The sequence below is a fragment of the Pseudobacillus badius genome, from assembly GCF_002189605.1.
Lineage (GTDB): Bacteria > Bacillota > Bacilli > Bacillales > Domibacillaceae > Pseudobacillus > Pseudobacillus badius.
Genome location: NZ_MWMM01000002.1, coordinates 237,019 through 256,803, shown reverse-complemented (window position 1 = coordinate 256,803; position 19,785 = coordinate 237,019). Strand labels below are relative to the sequence as shown.

The following is a 19,785-nucleotide window of genomic DNA, read 5'->3' as shown; positions in this document are numbered from 1 at the left end:
AGCGAAGGGAACCTGCTTGATGCAAGCATCGCTTTATTCTTAAATCAATGGAACCATCGACCGCCGTGTGGCCGCAGATTAATTTAAAAGGAGGAATCGCCCGATGTCCGATTTAGTCCAATGGAGCGGAAACTTGCTTTATGCTTCATTTATTATGTATTTAATCGCTACATTTTTCTTCGGCGGAGCTATCCGTCCGAAGAAAAATGGGCAAAAACAGGAAGAAAACCGCTGGGGGAAAATAGGGATTACCGTAGCGGTTATCGGCTTTATCGCTCAGCTTGGCTACTTTTTTACCCGCTGGGCCGCCTCAGGTCATGCGCCTGTAAGCAATTTATTTGAATTTATCACGTTCTTCTCCATGATGTTAGTGGGCGCATTTATTATTATTTATTTTATGTACCGTTTGCCGGTGCTCGGTGTATTTGCGCTCCCGGTCGCGCTTGTCATTATTGCCTATGCAAGCATGTTTCCGCGCGATATCAGTCCGCTGATTCCGGCGCTGCAAAGTCAGTGGCTGCATATTCATGTCACAACTGTTGCCGCTGGTGAAGGAATTCTGGCGATCAGCTTTATTGCCGGCTTGATTTATTTAGTGAAAACGATTGATCAGTCCAAGCGCAGCAAACAGACCGTTTGGCTTGAACTGATTATGTACAGTCTGGTTGCTGTGGTCGGCTTCGTCGCCGTCACTACGACATTCACCCTATCCGGCTATGAAGCGAAATTTGAATATGTAAATAAAGATGGAAAAGCTGCTGAGGAGACATTCCATATTCCTGCGATTGTCGGCCCAAATGAGGGGAAACTGGTGACGGAGGATAAGTTTGAACCAATTGTGGACATGCCTGCCTTCATTAATGCAAAAAAACTAAATACGACGCTGTGGTCGCTGGCTGCAGGCGCGTTATTGTATGGCTTGATTCGTTTGCTTACAAGAAAACGAATGGGCGCTCTTGTTCAGCCGCTCGTTAAAAATGTTAATACCGACTTAATGGATGAAGTCAGTTACCGGGCGATTTTAATCGGATTTCCGGTTTTCACGCTTGGCGGTTTGATTTTCGCCATGATTTGGGCGCAAATTGCCTGGACAAGATTTTGGGGATGGGATCCAAAAGAGGTATGGGCTCTCATCACTTGGCTTTTCTATGCAGCCTTTTTACATTTGCGTTTATCAAAGGGCTGGCATGGCGAAAAGTCTGCTTGGCTGGCCGTCGTCGGGTTTGTCATCATTATGTTTAACCTTGTCGCGGTCAATCTTGTTATTGCAGGTCTCCATTCTTACGCTTAACTGTCTCCGCCTTAGGCGGAGACTTTTTTGTGGAACAGGAATGAATTGAAAAACAACTTTGATTAGTTGATAATATAAACAGACAAGCTAGTCATAGAATGAATTTTATTGTGCAAACAGGGAGGAATTTAGGTGGATAACGAACTGAAAATTTTAGTCGTTGATGATGAAGAGAGAATACGTCGCTTGCTGCGCATGTACCTGGAAAGAGAAAATTATGAAGTGGATGAAGCGGAAGACGGCGAAGCAGCCCTTGAGCTCGCATTAAATAAAGAATATGATTGCATTTTACTTGATATTATGATGCCTGGTAAAGACGGCATCGAAGTGTGCAAGGAACTCCGTGAAAAAAAATCAACTCCTGTTATTATGCTGACAGCAAAAGGAGAAGAAGCAAACCGTGTGCAAGGATTTGAGGTAGGGACAGATGATTATATCGTCAAGCCGTTCAGTCCGCGGGAAGTTGTACTGCGAGTAAAAGCGCTGTTAAGAAGATCATCGCCGACGTCTTATTTACAAACAGATACGAAGTCTAAAGATCTAATCGTCTATCCGCATTTAACAATTGATAACGATGCCCACCGGGTCACTGCTGACGGGGAAGAAGTGAATTTAACCCCTAAGGAATATGAATTGCTATATTTTCTGGCGAAGTCCCCGGACAAAGTATTCGATCGGGAGCATCTATTGAAAGAAGTATGGCATTATGAGTTTTTTGGCGATTTGCGAACAGTTGATACACACGTAAAGCGCCTGCGCGAAAAGTTGAATAAAGTATCTGAAAAAGCTTCTAAAATGATTGTTACCGTTTGGGGCGTAGGCTATAAGTTCGAGGTAGTGAGTGAATGAAGCTTTGGAGGAGCGTAGTAGGGAAACTATGGATGACCATTTTGCTGCTTGTTTCCTTCGTCCTCTTTTTTCTTACGATCTTGTTGCTGGAGTTCTTTGAAAATTATCATACAAATGAAGTTGAAAGAGGATTATCTGAAACAGCCGTAAAGATCTCCAAGATCCTATCTGATCACGAAAACAAAAAGACAGGCATGGAGGTAGCGTGGGAGCTCGTTGATGAACCGGTTCATGTCATTATCGCAGAAAACAAGAAGACGTTTCATTATTCGCCGAATGATCCGGAGGAAGACAGGCTTAAGCGAAGTGAGGTTGTGAACAATCCGGTGCTTTCCAGTGTATTTACGGATAAAAAGCGGGTGAAAGCTGAGTTGGAGGTAGATGAATCCGGCCGTGGAAACCGTCATGAAAATTCCATTGCCATCGCCGTGCCTTTAGAGATGAACAAAGGGGAAGCCGGAGCTGTTATCATTTACCAATCTCTGGAAGTAATTAAGGAAACATCTCATCAAACAACCAAGCTGATTCTGCTTGCTGCCGGCATTGCGATTTTCTTGACGACTATCTTTGCTTTTTTCTTGTCGACACGGATCACGGCCCCGCTGCGTAAAATGCGGGAAGCAGCCAATGAACTGACCAAGGGGAACTTTGATACGACCGTTCCTATTTTAACCACAGATGAAATCGGTGCGCTTGCTACTTCATTTAATCAAATGGCGAGACAGCTCAATCATAATATTCATGCACTCAACCAGGAAAAAGAGCAACTGGCGAGTATTCTAAGCAGTATGGCGGATGGAGTTATTACTTTTAATCGTGACGGCACCATTCTGATTACGAATCCGCCGGCGGAGCGCTTTTTGCAAAACTGGTACTATGAAGTGGGCAAGGACCATCCACAGCAAATGATGCCATCGCTTGTTGAAGAGCTTTTGAAAGAAGCGGTTCAAACAGAGACAGAAAAGATTGGTGAGTTTTCTGTGCAGGGCCGTTCCTATGTCATTATCGTCAGCCCGCTTTACAATGGAAAAACAGTTCGCGGGGCAGTAGCGGTCGTTCGTGACATGACGGAAGAACGCCGTCTTGATAAGCTGCGAAAAGATTTCCTGGCGAACGTATCACATGAGCTGCGGACGCCTATTTCAATGCTTCAGGGATATAGCGAAGCAATCATTGATGACATTGCGGCGACGGAGGATGAAAAAAGGGAGATGGCCCGAATTATTTATGATGAATCGCTTCGGATCGGGCGGCTGGTGAACGAGCTATTGGATTTGGCTCGCATGGAAGCGGGACACATTTCCTTGAATATGGAGGAGGTGGATTTTCCTTCATTTATTCGCCGGGTGACCGATAAGTTCCAAGGTGTAGCGAAAGAGAAGGATATTGATTTAACATGGCAGATTCCAGATGAGAAAATCGTGACGAAGCTTGATCCAGACCGCATCGAACAAGTGTTGACCAACTTAATTGATAATGCTTTGCGCCATACGCCGGAGCACGGATTTGTCAAAGTAAGCTATGAGCTGAAAACAGACGGGCATCATGTATCGGTGCAAGACTCCGGGGCAGGCATTAGTGAGGAAGACTTGCCCTTTGTGTTCGAACGTTTTTATAAAGGAGATAAGGCTCGGACAAGAGGCCGTTCCGGCACTGGGCTAGGGCTTTCTATCGCGAAAAATATTATCTCTGCCCATAGCGGCAGCATTAAAGTGCAAAGCAAACTTGGAGAAGGGACGATTTTCTCCTTCCGCTTGCCGGCAGAATGATCGAGTAGGCATTCAGATAAGGAGTTTCGAAAAAATAGTCATACTGGAAACGCTTTCCGTCATACAACTAAAAGGGCGATAAAAAAGCAAGTTGGAGGCGGTACATCATGAAAGACTACTTGAAGCGTTTTATGATTGCTTTACTTATGGCTCTATGTGTCAGCTTGTTAATGATCGGCGGAGGACTCGCTCAGTCCAAAAGCGGGAAAAAGCAGTCGCTGGCTGAAAGAAGCTATCTGCAGGAAATGACAGAAGCGCTACATACAGGGAAAGCGGTCTCGCAACAATCGTTCTGAAGAGAAAAAGCCTCTTGTGTCGGACTGCAGACAAACTGGATGAAACGCCAGCTTGAACTGCAGTCTCTTTTATGTTGTCTGTAGATAGGAGCGGTTAATTGCTATTCTAAGCGGTTTGTTTTCCTCTGTCCGGCTGGCAACAGGTTAGGGCAGCCGGACAACTAGACTCGTTCAAATAGATGGCTCTGTTAAAGAAGTCTGAAGCAAGGGAATGCCCCTCTTGCTTTTTTTTTGTAGGGTTGCTATTATTTAAGTATATCTATTGTTATTCACTTGTTGGTTTAACAGGGCAATAGCAGTAGAAAAAAACTTTATATTCATCTTCGGGGCAGGGTGAAATTCCCGACCGGCGGTATGGAAGCAATTGTTTCTGAGCCCGCGAGCCGAAAGGCTGATTTGGTGTGAAGCCAAAGCCGACAGTATAGTCTGGATGGGAGAAGATGAAGGTCTGCCGGCGTTCAAAATGTGCAGATTTGAACGTTTATTTGAGTATGACTTTTCTCCCTCAAGCCACCCGCTTGAGGGTTTGTCGTTTCTCGAGGTTTTTGGCAGCCTTTCTTCTTGTGAATGATGAATGAGAAGAAGGAGAGAATCATTGTGAAAAAAATGAATATCCGTACGTTAACGTCTGTGGGATTATTAAGCACGCTAGCTTATTTATTAATGCTGCTGAACTTTCCAATCCCGCCATTTCCGAGCTTTTTAATGATTGACTTTAGCGATATTCCTGCACTAATCGCTGCGATCATTTTTGGGCCTCTTGCCGGTATCATGGTAGAGCTAGTAAAGAATGTGCTGGACTTCTTTATGACCGGAAGCCCAACAGGAGTGCCTGTCGGCCATTTAGCTAACTTCGTAGCGGGCATTACTTTTATTCTTCCTGTTTACTATGTATACAAAAAGTTTGAGTCAAAAAAAGGCTTGACTGTTGCTTTGGCAGCCGGAGCAGTCTTTATGGCTGTAATGATGAGTGTGTTGAACTACTATGTTATTTTACCTGCGTATACACTGTTCTTAAATGCACCTGCCATGAGCGCTCCCGAAACGAAGGAAATGGTCGTTTCCGCTATTTTGCCGTTTAATATGATTAAAGGAATGGTAATGGCTGTTGTATTTCTGCTCATTTATTCACGAATTTACGTGTGGATGCGCAAGCAGGCGGCCGTTTCATAACATACAGCTTACAAGGAAAGCCCTAAAAGTCCGTGAAAAGACTTTTAGGGCTTTTGATTTGTTTTTACAGGAACAAAGAACTTGAATGTAAGGGGTCATCGGGTATAATTATCCATGGAGAAAACTTGTTTTTATAGAAAATACAGATAAGGTGGGTTGAACTTGAGGTTTTCTGTAGGTAAAAAGTTGTATTCAGGTTTTACAGCTGTTTTAGCCGCTTTAATCCTAGTGGGAGCTGTCGGCTATTTATCGGCAATGAGGTTGGACAAAGAATATACTTTCTTGTTGGATGATCGCGTCAAGAAGGTAGAAATGATTGATGAGCTGATTAGTATAGAAAAGGATGTATCGATCTATTCTCTTACATATTTTACTTTTGCTGAACAGAACAGCTTAGATGAAATCGAGAAAAAACAGCAAGAATTTACGGATGTACATCGCCGTCTTGAACAAATGATTCAGCAGCCCAAAAATAAACAGCTGCTAAATGAAGTGAAAGAAGCAGGCAGCCGCTATAATGAATTGGTCTTCAAAGCGCTTGAAAGCCATAAGCAAGGGTTGGCGTCTCAAGCAGCGGTCTATAGCACTGAGGCTAGCGAGCAGGAAAAGAAGATGAAAGAGAAAGCGCTGGAATTGAAAAAAGCGCAGTCCGCTGAGTTAAGCAAAACGCGAACTGATTTAGAAGCGTTTATTCAGACAATGAAAATGTTTCTTATTGCAGTCATTGCCGGTGGAACGGTTTTAAGCGGAGTCATCGCTTATTTCATTGCCCGCTCGATTACAGGGCCGGTAAGGCGAGTAACAAGTGCTTTGCAGGAAGTGGCAGCCGGCAATTTACAAATAGAAGATTTGCATATAAGAAATAAGGACGAGATTGGTGAAATGGGCACCGCCTTTAACCGGATGATTCAAGATTTGCGGCGTATCTTAGGGAAGGTGAATCAGACAGCTCTTCAATTATCCGCTCAATCCCAGGAATTATCGGCTAGTGCTGAACAAAGTGCGGCATCTTCACAGTTAATGGCGCGTACAGCGGAAGAAAATATGAACGGCAGCAACAGTCAGAGGGAGCTGATCGGCAAAGCAGTGATCTCTATGGATGAAATGTCTGCAGGCATTAAGCAAATCGCCGGCAGCAATGAAGAGATGCTTTATTCTGCAGAAACCGTAGGAGCTCTTGTAAACAAAGGAGAACAAGTAACCGAAAATGTATCCAATCAAATTCACGATATTCACCAGTCCATTAAAGAAACTGAACGTTACATGGGGGTGCTGGAAAAACATGCATCCGACATTCAAAAAGTCACAAGCTTAATTACAGCTATTTCCGAGCAGACCAACTTGCTGGCTTTAAATGCAGCTATTGAAGCAGCACGCGCCGGAGAAGCAGGAAAAGGCTTCGCTGTAGTGGCCGAAGAGGTGCGAAAGCTGGCTGAACAATCAAAGGCTTCCGCCGGGGAAATTGCCAGTATGGTGAAAGAAATTCAAAAAGATACAGATTTGGCCGTCCTGTCTATTCAAGCGGGAAGCAGCAAGATTGAGCAGGGGTTGTCCGCCTCAAGTACTTCACGGAATGTGTTTCAGAATATAAAATCTTCGGTAGCTGATGTAGGGGAAAAGGTTGCAACGGTTTCAGCGGCTATCGAAGAATTAGAAGCGATGACGGAAGCTGTTGCCCAAAGTGCCCATCAAGTACGAGAGATCGCTGATAAGACGGCAGTGACAGCACACGATTCAAGTGCGGCAACGGAAGAGCAGCTGGCAGCTGTTGAACAAATAGCTGCGAGCACCCAAGCTCTATCCTCGCTGGCTGCAGAAATGCAATCAGAAGCGGGCAAGTTTAAAGTTTAATGCTGCATGACCTCATAAAAAAATCCGGCGGGATTTTCCTCCCGCCGGATTTATTATTCATGTTTTAATGCGTCGCCTTCAAATGGCTCGTCTGCCACTTTAATGGAATCTGTTGGACAACCTTCAAATGCATCCTGCATATCTTCTTCCAACACTTCCGGTACAGGTGTATTTCCTTCGTTGTCATCTAAAATGACGAAGGCTAGTCCTTCATCATCGTAATCGTAGATATCAGGCGCTGCTGCACCGCAAGCACCGCAAGCAATGCAAGTATCCTGATCGACAATTGTATATTTTGGCATGTCAAAACCTCCTAAGATCTATCCAAGCTATGTGGCGATATGTATCCACACTTGTGTGAAAACTCCTTCCCTCATTGTATATCCGATTAGTTTTCTTTTCAATCATAATTTCTTAATAAAAAAATGATAAGGCTTTCATTAGCAATTCCTCCACATACGAGGAATTTTGACAATTTTCATGGTAAAATAAATAAAAGTACAGAAAGGGAGGCAAGTGATGCCTTTTCTGCAAGTAATCTTATTAGTGATGATTAATCAAATAAACGGGCAAAGAACGGCTTCCTCTGTTTTTCACTTATTAAAGGGGAAGAAGTCGTCACAGACGATACAGGATGCTCAATTGTATCAATTAGACAAATGGTTTCAAACGGCTTCCTTCCTCGAAAGAGTCTCATTTGAACAAATGATTGCCGATCTGTCTGCCCGGCAGCTGATTGAAATGGATGAATTCAATCATGTCCGGATGACAGCTCTTGGAAGGAAAACGCTTGAGAGCCTTTCGGAAAATTTGCCAGCGCTTGAATTTTTGCATGGCTGGAGCCTGCAGGATTGTGCGGCTCTCTTTTGGAAACGGCTCTCATTAACTGTCCAGGTGGCTTCTCACTTAATTTATCGTGATAGCGCCTATCTTCCAGTAACAAAGGACGAGCAAATTCAAGCATGGCTGAAATCGTTTTTGGCAGGCCAGCGATTGTCCAAGGAGAAGTTGGCAGCGTCTCTTTATGAGGAACTGCTGGGCCTCCTTAACGAGCAGCAGGCTGAAGATCCGCTTGTTTTAGTGCTCCGCCTCTCAGGTAAGCACCGAACCGGCAAAACGACTGCTCAGGCAGCAGAAATTCTTAAAGCGGAAAGCACCGAATATTGGTATCGCTTTTTGAACTTGCTGCACTTCGCCATTCAGCATATTATTCAGCATGCCGCACGCTTCCCGCTCTTATTCGCGATGATAGAGGATATATACGAACCGGTTGTGTTAACACAATCGACGAAAAAAACAGCGGATATGCTTCAAAAGGGGTTTACTCTTGAAAGAATTATCGATCAAAGGCGCTTAAAGAGGAGCACGGTTGAAGATCATATTGTGGAACTGGCCTTTCATTATCCCGGCTTTTCCATCAGGCCTTTTGTCAGTGAGGAAATCGAGGAGCAAGTCCTGCAAGCTGCTGCTGTTCTTTCTAATAAAAGAATGAAACCGATCAAAGAGCAGCTCCCGGATGTTTCTTACTTTCAAATCCGGCTCGTGCTGGCTAAATACAGCAAGTAAAGGAAGATGGACATGGATCAAGTTTTGTTCAAACGGTTTGGTTACTCCGCTTTTAGAACCGGCCAGAGGGAAACAATTGAATCCTTGCTTTCCGGACAGCATACATTAGCAATGCTTCCCACGGGAACTGGAAAATCCCTCTGCTATCAACTGCCCGCTTATTTGCTTCCTGGAAGTGTACTTGTTGTTTCGCCGCTGCTGTCACTTATGCAGGATCAAGTAGAGCAATTAAAAATGCGCGGCGAAAAAAGTGTGGCTGCTTTGAATTCTTTTTTATCTTTCGAAGAACGTCAGCAGGTCATTCGACGTTTAGCCAGCTACCGGTTTATCTTTTTATCTCCCGAAATGCTGATGAGCGAGCAGGTGCTTCAGGCGTTAGGCAAAGTAAGGCTTTCTCTATTTGTTGTGGACGAAGCCCACTGCATTTCACAATGGGGACATGATTTCCGCCCGGACTACCGCCTTTTAGGTGAAGTGCGGAAGAGGCTCGGAAATCCTTTGACATTGGCTTTAACTGCCACAGCCACTGCTGAAGTCCGCCGGGATATTGTTCGATATTTAAGGATCGGACAAGTGCAAGAATGGATCTTCTCTGTTGACCGGCCAAATATTGCGATGTCCGTGGAACAACTTTCTTCCTATGATGATAAGCAAAAGCGGCTGCTAAGCCTCGCCAGGCAGCTTGAAAAGCCTGGGATTGTTTATTTTTCGAGCAAGCGTGCGACAGAAGAAGGGGCTAATTGGCTGAGACAGCACGGAGGGGGAAGAGTTGCTTTTTACCATGGGGGAATGGAGCAGGAGGATCGAATATTAATTCAGCAGCAGTTTTTGCGCGATGAATTAGACATTATTTGCGCAACTAGTGCTTTTGGAATGGGTGTTAATAAAGAGAACATTCGATTTGTTATCCATTATCATCTTCCGGCTCAGCTTGAATCGTATTTGCAAGAGATTGGAAGGGCTGGGAGAGATGGAGGAAGAGCGCTTTCTATACTTTTGTATACACCAGGAGATGAGGGGCTTCATTCTATGATTGCCCAAGCGGAATTTCCTTCTGACAGTCAAGTTTCCGGCTACTTGTCCTTTTCCGACAGCCAGTCTGAAGAGACGCAGGCCGCCGCATTGCAGCTTACTGATGTGCAGCTTCGTTTTCTCCGCCACTACGTCCAAGAAGCCAAACGCTTGGGACTCACTAACCTGGCAGAATATGTAACCGCCAAACGCGAGGAGCGGCTGGCACAAAAAGAAGAAAAGCGGCTGGCTATGCTGCGCTGGGTATGGACGAAAAAGTGCCGGCGAGAAACTGCCCTCAGCTATTTTGATGAACAACTAGAGAGCCGGCCGGGCAACTGTTGCGATATATGTGGCTTGGAATGGACGGAGTACAAGCAGCAGCATTCGCAGAAGACTGCTGAAGAGCTCAATTGGCAAGCCGTGTTAAGCTCTTTACTGCAGATTGAGAGGTGACAAAGAAGGGAATATGAATAAAAACAAACAAGCTGGCCTCATCCGGGACATGAGCAGCAAGGAAGTGCTTCAAGCTCTTTATGTCACGCAATTGCTGCTGCTGCTGCTCTCGCTTATTATTGGCAGTTTTATATTTAAAGAGGCTGCCGAATTCACCCGCCTATTCAAATGGTCTTTGACAGATATTTTTCTGTTGGGCGGGGGAGCTGGCCTATTAGTTGTGATGCTTGATTTGTATTTAATGAGCAAGCTGCCTAAAAAGTATTATGATGACGGCGGCATTAATGAGAAGCTGTTTGGCGGCCGATCTGCTGCAGACATTTTTTTGATCGCCTTGTTAGTTGCGGTCGCCGAAGAAATCCTTTTCAGGGGAATTATTCAAACCACGTTTGGCTTTATTCCGGCGAGCATTCTTTTTGCCATCATTCATGTAAGATATTTATCGCAATGGTATTTAACGATGAATGTAATTCTTCTAAGCTTTGGAATCGGCTGGCTATTTGAATGGACAGGCAATCTGGCAGCTGTCATGGCTATGCACTTTGTAATTGACTTTTTGCTTGGTCTGGCTATTCGCCGTAAACAAAACAAGAATGAATGAGTAAAGAAGGGATGAACTATGACGAAAGACCCTTATCGGGAGTTAGCGCAAAAAACCCGTGTGGAAATCCAAAGAGTAAAGCGTGAAGCAAAAGAGCAGCCAATAGAGCCGCCTATTGAGGAATCACCGTCACGCATGGAACGGAAAGAAGAAAAAAAACAAAAACAATATCCATTATTAAAAGTGCTTCTTGTCTTTTTCATTACCCTGCCTTTTATTACCCTGTTCTGGTACAGCTATACGAAGGATCGTGATGATTCTTCCACGACTGTTGTAACAGAAGAGGCAAATCCATCTACCCCTCTTTATGAGACAGAGGAAGATAAAAAAGAAGCTGAACAACAATCGGGCGAGAACAAAGAGACAGACAGCGGCAGTGAAGAGAAAGAGAAGTCAGCTGAACCTGCCCGGGAAGCGATCGCTTCCACGGTAGAGACTTCTCCGGAAAAGGTGAGTAAGCGCCCTGAAGAGAAGCCGGAGCCAAAACTGGAACCCAAACCGGTGCCAAAGCCAGAACCAAAGCCAGAACCAAAGCCAGAACCAAAGCCAGAACCAGTGCCGAAACCCAAACCCAAACCGGAACCAAAGCCAGAAGGAAAAGTTGTTTATCATACAGTAAAACCCCAAGAAACAGTTTTTCGCATTTCGATGACCTATTATAACTCGCAGTCCGGCATTGAAAAGATCAGACAGGCTAACAATTTAAATGGAAATGATATCAAGGTTGGACAAGTATTGAAAATTCCTCTTCCTTAATTTGGAGGAGGAATTTTTTCGTTAGAACAGTGATGTTAGAATAAAATGAATAGTTGAAAGAATGAAAAAAAGAATGAGCTTTGTCGAAGTGTGCTATACTAGGCTTCTGTAAACGCTTTATTTTTTAATTGAGGGGGATCGCGCATCATGGAGAATCAGGAACTCAAAAGAGGCTTGGAGGAGAGACACATTACGTTAATGTCCCTCGGAGCTTGTATCGGGGTAGGTTTGTTTCTAGGTTCAGCAACCACAATAAAAATGGCTGGTCCAGCGATTTTATTGGCGTATATGGCTGCTGGAGCCGTTATGTTTGTGATTATGAGGGCGCTTGGGGAAATGGCTATTGAAAATCCGGTTGCAGGCTCTTTCAGCCGTTACGCACAGGATTACCTAGGGCCGATTTATGGTTATATTACGGGATGGAACTATTGGTTTTTATGGATTGTTACATGCATGGCGGAAATCACGGCTGTAGGGGTATATATGCATTTATGGTACCCGAATGTGCCGAATTGGATATGGGCTTTAGCGGCACTGGTCATTATGGCCGCTGTGAACTTAATTACAGTAAAGGCTTACGGGGAATTTGAGTTTTGGTTTGCCTTAATTAAAATTGTCGCAATTATTTTAATGATTGTCGTAGGGTTTGGCATTATTTTATTTGGAATCGGCAATGGCGGAGTAGCTACCGGCATTAGTAACTTGTGGGAGCACGGCGGATTTGCTCCAAACGGCTTAAAAGGGATTTTAATGTCTATGACAATGGTGATGTTTGCCTATCTTGGGATTGAAATGCTAGGTGTAACGGCTGGAGAAGTAAAGAATCCGGAAAAAGCGATTTCACGAGCCGTCAACACGGTGTTCTGGCGAATCCTTGTCTTTTATGTAGGGGCTTTATTCGTTATTATGTCTATTTATCCATGGAACGAAATTGGAACGACGGGAAGCCCGTTTGTTATGACTTTTGAAAAAATTGGTATTCCTAGCGCAGCTGGCATCATTAACTTCGTTGTTTTGACAGCCGCTCTTTCCAGTTGCAACAGCGGAATTTTCAGTACTGGCCGGATGCTGTTCAACTTGGCAGACCAAGGGCAAGCGTCACCCGCTTTTAAAAGAATATCTAAAACAGGTGTTCCTTCCTTGGCGATTCTTATGTCAGCCGGTGCTTTGCTGATTGGAGTTGTGCTGAATTATTTTGTGCCGGAAAAAGTATTTGTATGGGTAACAAGTATTTCGACGTTTGGCGCGATTTGGACGTGGGCGATGATTTTGCTGGCCCAGCTGAAATTTAGAAAGAATTTGCCGGAAAAAGAGCGGAAATCATTAAAGTTTGCAGCGCCATTTTGGCCGATCGGTTCTTATCTTTCTCTAGCTTTTCTGGCAATGGTTGTCGTTTTGATGGCCTTCTCGCCGGATACGCGAATTGCTTTGTATGTCGGTCCGTTATGGCTGTTATTTTTAGTAGGAATGTATTACGGCAAAGGCTTGCAAAAGCAAAGCCAGCGCTCTTAACAATAACCCCCAAGGGCTTTCAGGCTCTTGGGGGTCGTCTTGTTAAAATACTTTCTTTTTGCCGCGATCTTCCTTCAGAATTTCCACTGCTTCCCGGAAGCGCTGTGAGTGAATGACTTCCCGTTCCCGCAAATAACGGAGGCCGTCATTTAAATCAGGATCATCACTTAAATCAATCAACCACTGGTAAGTCGCCCGCGCTTTCTCTTCGGCTGCAATATCTTCGTATAAATCAGCAATCGGGTCGCCCTTTGCCTGTATATAGGTAGCTGTCCATGGAACGCCGGCTGCATTATGATAGAATAGCGCTTTATCATGATCGGCAAAATGATCGGCGAGTCCCGCTGCCTTCATTTGATCCGGTGTTGCATCCTTTGTCAATTTATAGACCATTGTAGCGATCATTTCCAAATGGGCAAATTCTTCTGTCCCGATATCGGTGAGCAGGCCGACTACTTTATCGGGAATGGTGTAACGCTGATTTAAATAGCGCAGAGCGGCGGCTAATTCTCCATCCGCCCCGCCGTATTGTTCGATTAAGTATTTAGCAAGCCGCGGATTGCACGTGCTTACTCTTACTGGATATTGTAATTTTTTTTCATATACCCACATAGCAGTCTCCTTTCAGCCATCACTTTCTTATACTTGCCAAGGCCACGGGGCTTCCTTGTAATCAAACGGGTAGCGGGCATAGCTGTATCCGAAGCTTGTTAAGGCGCCGTATTTTTTTTCAAACTCTTTTTTGAGGCCTTTGCTTAATTTTACATATTCGTTATACTGTTTCACCGCTTCGAGATCGTCCGGGTGGGTATGGAGATAAAGGACTAATTCGACAATGACAAAATCGACAGCTTGAATTTCTTCTAGCTCAGTGTAATATTCAAGGGGCAGCTGCTTCATTCCCTAACCCCCTTCTTCATTTCCTTCACCGAATAATAGGGGTCGTAAAAGCATTTCCAAAGTGTCCCGGCCTTTAGAGCCTCATAGGCTGGAAATTGCGCAAGGCCCGGCGGCTGGTACCCGACGTATAACTCAGGCGGGGTGGAATATCTTTTTACTGTTATGGGCGGACAGGGGTCCAGCGGGCTTATATATGGACGGTATGTTTTGTACCAGGTGTGTTTGCTCATTCCCTTCCTCCTTTTTTATAGTTCAATCTATATGTATGGGGAGAGGGGGAATATTATTTCTTTTTTTGGTTCAATCTGTTATTCTGATTATTATTTTGCAATTCATCATTACTCAAGGAACGAAGGGAAATTATCATGTGGTATTTTTTACTGGCTTGTCTAATCCTGCTGCCTGGCTTGGCGGTTTTTATGTGGAGAGAGGCCCAGCGAAATGAAGTGAAGACAGATAGGCGTGTATTCCCGGATTATCCGTGGGAGAGGTCGCTGACACTCTTTTTTATTTCTGATATTCATCGGCGGGTCATCCACCCGTCGCTTATTGAAAAGGTTAAAGGGAAAGCGGATGTTGTGATTATTGGCGGTGACCTGGCGGAGAAGGGGGTGCCTCTAAGCAGGGTGTCCAATAACTTGAAACGCTTAAGGCAGATAGCACCTGTTTTTTTCGTGTGGGGAAATAATGATTATGAAATCCCGGAGGCTGACTTGGAGAGGCTGTTCAAAGAGCATAGCGTCCATGTCTTGCGCAATGCATCCGTTTGCTTGCCGGGAAGCGAAGGAGAATCGGCCGTATATCTGCTTGGCGTAGACGATTTCAGCAAGGGCCACAGCAGCAAAGCAGCCGCTTTTCAAGGGGTGCCAGCCCAAGCATTTAAAATCCTGGTCAGTCATAACCCTGTTTTTCAAAGAAAGCTGACTGCCGCTGATGGGATCTCTCTTTTTTTAAGCGGGCATACACACGGCGGACAAATTCGTCTGTTTGGCATCGGTCCTTATAAAGAAGGCGGTTGGGAAAAGCACGGAGACATGGATATGCTCATCTCTAATGGTTATGGAACAAGTGCGGTACCGCTCCGGCTCGGTGCCAAAGCAGAGACCCATTTAATTACACTTACGGGGGAGGAGCGGGCGTCTTCATTAAAATCTCATAACAACTCACCATCTGCGTTCTGATTCATAGTATGTCGTAAAGAGGTCCTTAAGCAGGGGGCAGCAAACTATGAGGATAGAGCGTTTATCAGATAATAAGGTAATGCTTTCCGTTACTTATGAAGAGTTAAGAAAAAAAGGCTGTTTGAAAAAGCATATTCTCGAGGACTCCTATATTTGGCATGAGATCTTTGATGAGATGCTGGATGTGATTGAAGAACAGCTGGATATTGACACAGAAGGAATGATTGCTATTGAAGTTCATTCTATGTCAGGTGATGAGCTAGTTTTAATTTTAACGATTGACCACTTCGACTTTTTAAATAAAGTGGAGGAGGCGCCGGCAGAGATAGAAGATGAATATGGCTGTGAGTTAACATTTAAGTTTGCTGATATTGAAGATGTGATTGGGTTAGTTCACGATGAGAAAAAAGTGAGGGCTATACAAAGTTCCCTTTTCTATTTCAAAGATGCTTATTATCTTTGTTTCTCTTTTGACTTTGATAGCCAGTTTGATGACCTTGAGTCCGCTTTGCTTGAGTATGGCTGGATGTCCAGCCTTTCTGAGGAGTTATTGAAAGAATACGCGATTCAAGTCATCCCCGAAGAGGCGACAGCAAAGATTTATGAATACTTCGTGAAGAAAGCATAATTCCCGCAAGACCTATCCGTTGAAAGTCCGGTGATTTTCTCCTATCATCAAAATAGAGCAGGAAATTTTGTTGCACGGAGAATAGGGAGTGGAATTATGCAAAAGGAAGATTGTATTATTGTCGGCGGCGGACCATGCGGGTTATCTGCTGCGATTGCTCTGCAAGGGATTGGCAAAGACCCGCTTGTCATTGAGAAAGGAAACATTGTCAATTCGATTTATAATTATCCGACACACCAGACGTTTTTCAGCTCAAGTGAAAAGCTGGCTATCGGTGATGTGCCTTTTATTATTGAGGAACGCAAGCCAAAGCGCAATCAGGCACTTACGTATTATCGGGAAGTAGTGAAGATGAAACAGCTTCGCATTCACCGGTTCGAAACAGTTGAAAAGGTAAAAAAGCTGTCTGATGATTCATTCTGTGTATACACATCAGCTGGAACGTACGAAGCCAAATATGTCATCATTGCAACAGGCTATTATGATCATCCGAATTATATGCATATTCCGGGGGAAGGGCTCGATAAAGTGTTTCATTACTTTAAAGAGGCCCACCCTTATTTTGATACGGATGTCGTTGTCATCGGCGGCAAAAACTCGGCAGTGGATGCGGCGTTAGAGCTTCATAAAGCTGGAGCGCGTGTAACCGTTCTTTATCGTGGCAGCGAGTATTCAAAAAGTATTAAGCCGTGGATTCTTCCTGAATTTGACGCGCTCGTCCGAAACGGAGACATTCATATGGAATTTCAGGCAGAGGTAACAGAGATTACAAAAGATACTGTCGTATATAACCGGCAAGGCAAAGAAAAGCGCTTGAAAAATGATTTTGTGTTTGCGATGACGGGCTATCATCCTGACCATAGCTTTCTCGAAGCAATGGGCATTGGCATTGATCGGGAGACCGGGCGGCCAATTTACGATGAGGAAACGAAAGAAACGAATGTCGAAGGGGTTTTTATTGCCGGAGTCATTGCGGCCGGAAATAACGCCAACGAGATTTTTATCGAAAATGGCCGCTTTCATGGCGGGGAGATTGCGGCTGCTATTGCTGAGAGGGAAAGAGAATAACAAAAAAGCGGGTGAATGTCGCCCGCTTTTTTGTTATTCAAATAGCTTTTCAAGATTGATCGGCTGCTCAGCTCCCAGGGCAATCAGCAGCTTCAGCCGGGCTTTTTGTCCGTTCAAGCCGTTGGAGAAGGTGGCCCCGAGCTCTTTTAATTGTTTGCCTCCGCCTTCATAGCCATATATATCCTGGACAATGCCGTTAAAGCATCTTGATACAAGCACAACAGGGATGTTCTCAGCGATCAAATCTTTCACAGCTGAGACGGCTGCTGGCGGAAGGTTGCCTTGTCCAAGCGCTTCAATGACCACCCCATCATAGCGAAGCTCCTTTAGGGCTGACAGCAAATAAGAGTCCATGCCGGCATATGCTTTGATTAACGCAACGCGCTTATCGACAGCAGATACAGGGATCTTCTGGCGGCGGGCAGGCTCATGGTGGAAAAGAATTTTCCTTTTTGTAATAATCCCGACCGGTCCGTACTGTGGACTTTGAAAAGTAGAGATATTGCTTGTATGTGTCTTAGTAACGTTATCTGCTGAATGGATCTCATCATTTAAGACGACGAGCACCCCTTTTCCTTTGGCTTCACTGCAGGCAGCGACCCGGATGGATGAAAGCAAGTTATACAGTCCGTCGGCGCCGATTTCGTTGCTTGAACGCATCGCACCCGTTACTACAACCGGAATGTCTGTTGCCAGCGTTAGATCGAGAAAATAAGCTGTTTCCTCTAGTGTATCTGTTCCATGTGTAATAACGACGCCATCAAATGGCTCTTTCGCCAATGTGCCATCAATTAAATTCTTCAGCGCCAGCATCTCTTTCGGAGTGATATGAGGCGAAGGGAGGTGGAAAGGAGCAGCAGAAACAATTTCAGCTTCCTCATCCATTAAATGGTTGAATGAAAATAACGGATTCGTCTCCGCCGGCTTCACGGCACCTGATTGTTTGTCTTCCTCCATTGAAATGGTCCCGCCTGTATGAATAACAAATATTCGTTTTTTTGACAAAAGAAAAAACCCCCATTGGACAAATTTGGATTATCTATGTTCAATCCTTTTTAATAATGATACGATGAAGAAAACCGAAAGAAAAGAGGATAAGATTAATGCTGGCGGTTTTTTCAGCAGGCGTGGCTCCCGGGCTGGCGCTTCTATGCTATTTTTACTTAAGAGATCAATATGAAACAGAACCGGTGACTACTGTTGCCAAAGCTTTCATTTATGGAGTGCTGCTTACTTTTCCGGTGATGTTTATCCAATATGTGCTTACAGAGGAGAAGATTGTTCTTTCCAATGTTGTTTCAGCTTTTTTGATGAGCGGACTGCTTGAGGAGTTTGTGAAATGGTTCATCCTCTTTTATCTGATTTATCAGCATATGGACTTCGATGAACCGTACGATGGCATTGTATATGGAACGAGTGTGTCGCTCGGATTTGCTACGGCAGAAAATATTCTCTATCTGCTTGCCTACGGAGTCGAGCACGCTTTTCTCCGGGCGCTGCTGCCGGTCTCAAGTCATGCGCTCTTTGGCGTGCTGATGGGATTTTATTTTGGGAAAGCCAAATTCAGCAGGGATGGGAAGAAAAACAGAAGGCTGTGGATCTCCCTGGCCATTCCGTTTTTCTTGCACGGATTGTACGACTACATTTTGTTTATTGAGTCTGCCTGGTTATATTATATGGTTCCGTTTATGCTATTTCTCTGGTGGCTGGCGCTTAAAAAAGTGAAGCAAGCCCATAAACTATCTGATCAGCATTATTTGCGGATTGTACAGGATAAAAGCTCGTAAGGAAAGAAACAGCAAAGAAGACTATCTGAAGAGGCTCTTAATGGAAAGGGCTTCTCAAGCTGCATGCAGCCTTGATGAACATCAAAGGCTGCGTGCAGCTTTTTTTATTTTGCTTGTAGATGAAACTGGCTGATTTCCATTCCGGGCGCTTTGCTTTTCGCAGAGCGGAAAGCGAGTTTCCTCGGCGCCAGCGCCTCTGCAGGAAGCGGATTCGCATCATTCTTTCACAAAGCCGTATAAAAATATGTACCTTGCAAAAAATATCCGTACACATCATCTATCAGATGGAGGATAAAAAAGATGAGAATTCGTCTCAATATGAAACAAACAGCTCTTGTTCTGTCGTTTGCTATCAGTCTCTTCACCTGCAGTCTGCTTGTTATGCCGGAAACATCGCGGGCATTTTCAGGGCAGGTTATCCAAAAGGGAGCTTCTGGCGACGATGTCATAGAGCTTCAGGCAAGGCTCCAATACATCGGCTATTACAAAGGGAAAATTGATGGCGTATATGGCTGGGGAACTTACTGGGCTGTACGGAACTTTCAGGAAGCCTTTGGATTGCCGATTGACGGCCTTGTAGGAGCTACAACAAAGAACAAACTAGTGAAAGCCTCGAAGTATGATAAAAGTTATGTTAAATCACAAATAGCCAAAGGCCGATCTTTTACTCATTACGGAAAAGGGTCTTCTGGGAAAAAGCAGACCGCTCAAAATGTGCCGCCCGGTTTTTCGCAAAATGATATTCAATTGATGGCTAATGCCGTGCACGGCGAAGCGCGCGGTGAGCCGTATGAAGGGCAGGTAGCCGTCGCGGCAGTTATCTTAAACCGTGTAGAAAGCCAAAGCTTTCCTAATACAGTTTCAGGAGTGATTTTTGAACCTAGAGCTTTTACCGCTGTGGCAGATGGGCAAATTTGGCTGACACCGAATCAAACGGCAAAGAAAGCGGTGCTGGATGCTATTAACGGATGGGATCCAACGAGCAATGCCTTATATTATTTCAATCCTGATACCGCAACAAGTGCATGGATTTGGACAAGGCCGCAAATTAAAAAAATCGGAAAGCATATTTTCTGCCAATAAAAAAGGG

The 19,785-nt window shown here is 44.6% G+C and carries 21 protein-coding genes and 1 riboswitch; of the genes, 16 read left to right on the top strand and 5 right to left on the bottom strand.

Going from position 1 to position 19,785, the window contains the following annotated elements:
* Nucleotides 1-103: 103 nt before the first annotated feature.
* The 6 genes from ccsB to B1A98_RS04315 all read left to right on the top strand — a co-directional run bounded on the left by ccsB (nt 104) and on the right by B1A98_RS04315 (nt 7,229).
* On the top strand, nt 104-1,291 hold the full coding sequence (gene ccsB, locus B1A98_RS04340) for a c-type cytochrome biogenesis protein CcsB (protein ID WP_063385628.1): 1,188 nt from the start codon (nt 104-106) through the stop codon (nt 1,289-1,291).
* A 132-nt stretch (nt 1,292-1,423) separates the two neighbouring features.
* The gene (locus tag B1A98_RS04335) at nt 1,424-2,140 is read left to right on the top strand and encodes a response regulator transcription factor (RefSeq protein ID WP_041097025.1); all 717 of its coding nucleotides are present in this window, start codon (nt 1,424-1,426) and stop codon (nt 2,138-2,140) included.
* Nucleotides 2,137-3,909, top strand: a complete 1,773-nt coding sequence (locus B1A98_RS04330) for an ATP-binding protein (protein WP_063385629.1) — start codon at nt 2,137-2,139, stop codon at nt 3,907-3,909. The genes B1A98_RS04335 and B1A98_RS04330 overlap by 4 nt, the downstream gene beginning before the upstream one ends.
* A 107-nt stretch (nt 3,910-4,016) precedes the next feature.
* Entirely contained in the window at nt 4,017-4,205 is a 189-nt protein-coding gene (locus tag B1A98_RS04325) for a hypothetical protein (protein WP_063385630.1), read from the top strand.
* A 315-nt stretch (nt 4,206-4,520) separates the two neighbouring features.
* Nucleotides 4,521-4,651: riboswitch (FMN riboswitch) on the top strand.
* Nucleotides 4,652-4,802: 151 nt separating this feature from the next.
* Nucleotides 4,803-5,378 (top strand): ECF transporter S component, encoded by a 576-nt coding sequence (locus B1A98_RS04320; protein ID WP_063385631.1) that lies wholly within the window; start codon nt 4,803-4,805, stop codon nt 5,376-5,378.
* A gap of 162 nt (nt 5,379-5,540) precedes the next feature.
* The gene (locus tag B1A98_RS04315) at nt 5,541-7,229 is read left to right on the top strand and encodes a methyl-accepting chemotaxis protein (protein WP_063385632.1); all 1,689 of its coding nucleotides are present in this window, start codon (nt 5,541-5,543) and stop codon (nt 7,227-7,229) included.
* Nucleotides 7,230-7,282: 53 nt separating this feature from the next.
* Here B1A98_RS04315 and B1A98_RS04310 read toward each other — a convergent pair whose 3' ends face one another.
* Nucleotides 7,283-7,531: a ferredoxin gene (locus tag B1A98_RS04310; protein WP_041097016.1), complete on the bottom strand. Its 249-nt coding sequence runs from the start codon at nt 7,529-7,531 to the stop codon at nt 7,283-7,285.
* 217 nt (nt 7,532-7,748) lie between these two features.
* Between B1A98_RS04310 and B1A98_RS04305 the strand changes: the two genes are divergently transcribed.
* The 5 genes from B1A98_RS04305 (at nt 7,749) to B1A98_RS04280 (ending at nt 13,131) form a co-directional block, all read left to right on the top strand.
* Nucleotides 7,749-8,795: a YpbB family protein gene (locus B1A98_RS04305; protein WP_063385633.1), complete on the top strand. Its 1,047-nt coding sequence runs from the start codon at nt 7,749-7,751 to the stop codon at nt 8,793-8,795.
* Between the two features lie 6 nt (nt 8,796-8,801).
* Nucleotides 8,802-10,262 carry a RecQ family ATP-dependent DNA helicase gene (locus B1A98_RS04300; protein ID WP_063385634.1) on the top strand — a complete coding sequence of 487 codons (1,461 nt, stop codon included), beginning with the start codon at nt 8,802-8,804 and terminating at the stop codon, nt 10,260-10,262.
* A gap of 13 nt (nt 10,263-10,275) precedes the next feature.
* Entirely contained in the window at nt 10,276-10,863 is a 588-nt protein-coding gene (locus tag B1A98_RS04295; RefSeq protein ID WP_063385635.1) for a CPBP family intramembrane glutamic endopeptidase, read from the top strand.
* 18 nt (nt 10,864-10,881) lie between these two features.
* A complete protein-coding gene (locus tag B1A98_RS20360; protein ID WP_063385636.1) occupies nt 10,882-11,619 on the top strand; it encodes a LysM peptidoglycan-binding domain-containing protein in 738 nt (245 codons plus the stop codon).
* A gap of 147 nt (nt 11,620-11,766) precedes the next feature.
* A complete protein-coding gene (locus B1A98_RS04280; protein ID WP_063385637.1) occupies nt 11,767-13,131 on the top strand; it encodes an amino acid permease in 1,365 nt (454 codons plus the stop codon).
* A 42-nt stretch (nt 13,132-13,173) separates the two neighbouring features.
* Here B1A98_RS04280 and B1A98_RS04275 read toward each other — a convergent pair whose 3' ends face one another.
* From B1A98_RS04275 to B1A98_RS04265, 3 genes are read right to left on the bottom strand one after another with little or no spacing between them, the layout of a single operon-like run.
* Complete coding sequence (locus tag B1A98_RS04275; RefSeq protein ID WP_063385638.1) at nt 13,174-13,743, bottom strand: manganese catalase family protein; 570 nt, start codon at nt 13,741-13,743, stop codon at nt 13,174-13,176.
* A gap of 27 nt (nt 13,744-13,770) precedes the next feature.
* The gene (locus tag B1A98_RS04270; RefSeq protein ID WP_063385639.1) at nt 13,771-14,031 is read right to left on the bottom strand and encodes a spore coat protein CotJB; all 261 of its coding nucleotides are present in this window, start codon (nt 14,029-14,031) and stop codon (nt 13,771-13,773) included.
* Nucleotides 14,028-14,261, bottom strand: coding sequence for a spore coat associated protein CotJA (locus B1A98_RS04265; protein WP_063385640.1), 234 nt, complete (start codon nt 14,259-14,261; stop codon nt 14,028-14,030). The genes B1A98_RS04270 and B1A98_RS04265 overlap by 4 nt, the downstream gene beginning before the upstream one ends.
* Before the next feature lie 132 nt (nt 14,262-14,393).
* Here B1A98_RS04265 and B1A98_RS04260 point away from each other — a divergent pair, with 132 nt between their 5' ends.
* From B1A98_RS04260 to B1A98_RS04250, 3 genes are all read left to right on the top strand, one after another.
* Nucleotides 14,394-15,212: a metallophosphoesterase gene (locus tag B1A98_RS04260; protein WP_063385641.1), complete on the top strand. Its 819-nt coding sequence runs from the start codon at nt 14,394-14,396 to the stop codon at nt 15,210-15,212.
* A 46-nt stretch (nt 15,213-15,258) separates the two neighbouring features.
* Nucleotides 15,259-15,840, top strand: coding sequence for an adaptor protein MecA (locus B1A98_RS04255; RefSeq protein ID WP_041096998.1), 582 nt, complete (start codon nt 15,259-15,261; stop codon nt 15,838-15,840).
* A gap of 96 nt (nt 15,841-15,936) precedes the next feature.
* A complete protein-coding gene (locus B1A98_RS04250) occupies nt 15,937-16,908 on the top strand; it encodes a YpdA family putative bacillithiol disulfide reductase (protein ID WP_063385642.1) in 972 nt (323 codons plus the stop codon).
* A gap of 33 nt (nt 16,909-16,941) precedes the next feature.
* Here the strand turns inward: B1A98_RS04250 and B1A98_RS04245 are convergent, their stop codons facing one another.
* Nucleotides 16,942-17,913 (bottom strand): asparaginase, encoded by a 972-nt coding sequence (locus B1A98_RS04245; protein WP_063385643.1) that lies wholly within the window; start codon nt 17,911-17,913, stop codon nt 16,942-16,944.
* A 98-nt stretch (nt 17,914-18,011) separates the two neighbouring features.
* Between B1A98_RS04245 and prsW the strand changes: the two genes are divergently transcribed.
* Together prsW and sleB are read left to right on the top strand one after the other, a co-directional pair.
* Nucleotides 18,012-18,695 carry a glutamic-type intramembrane protease PrsW gene (gene prsW / locus B1A98_RS04240; protein ID WP_063385644.1) on the top strand — a complete coding sequence of 228 codons (684 nt, stop codon included), beginning with the start codon at nt 18,012-18,014 and terminating at the stop codon, nt 18,693-18,695.
* A 381-nt stretch (nt 18,696-19,076) separates the two neighbouring features.
* Nucleotides 19,077-19,778: a spore cortex-lytic enzyme gene (gene sleB / locus B1A98_RS04235; protein ID WP_231557156.1), complete on the top strand. Its 702-nt coding sequence runs from the start codon at nt 19,077-19,079 to the stop codon at nt 19,776-19,778.
* The last annotated feature ends 7 nt before the right edge of the window (nt 19,779-19,785 follow it).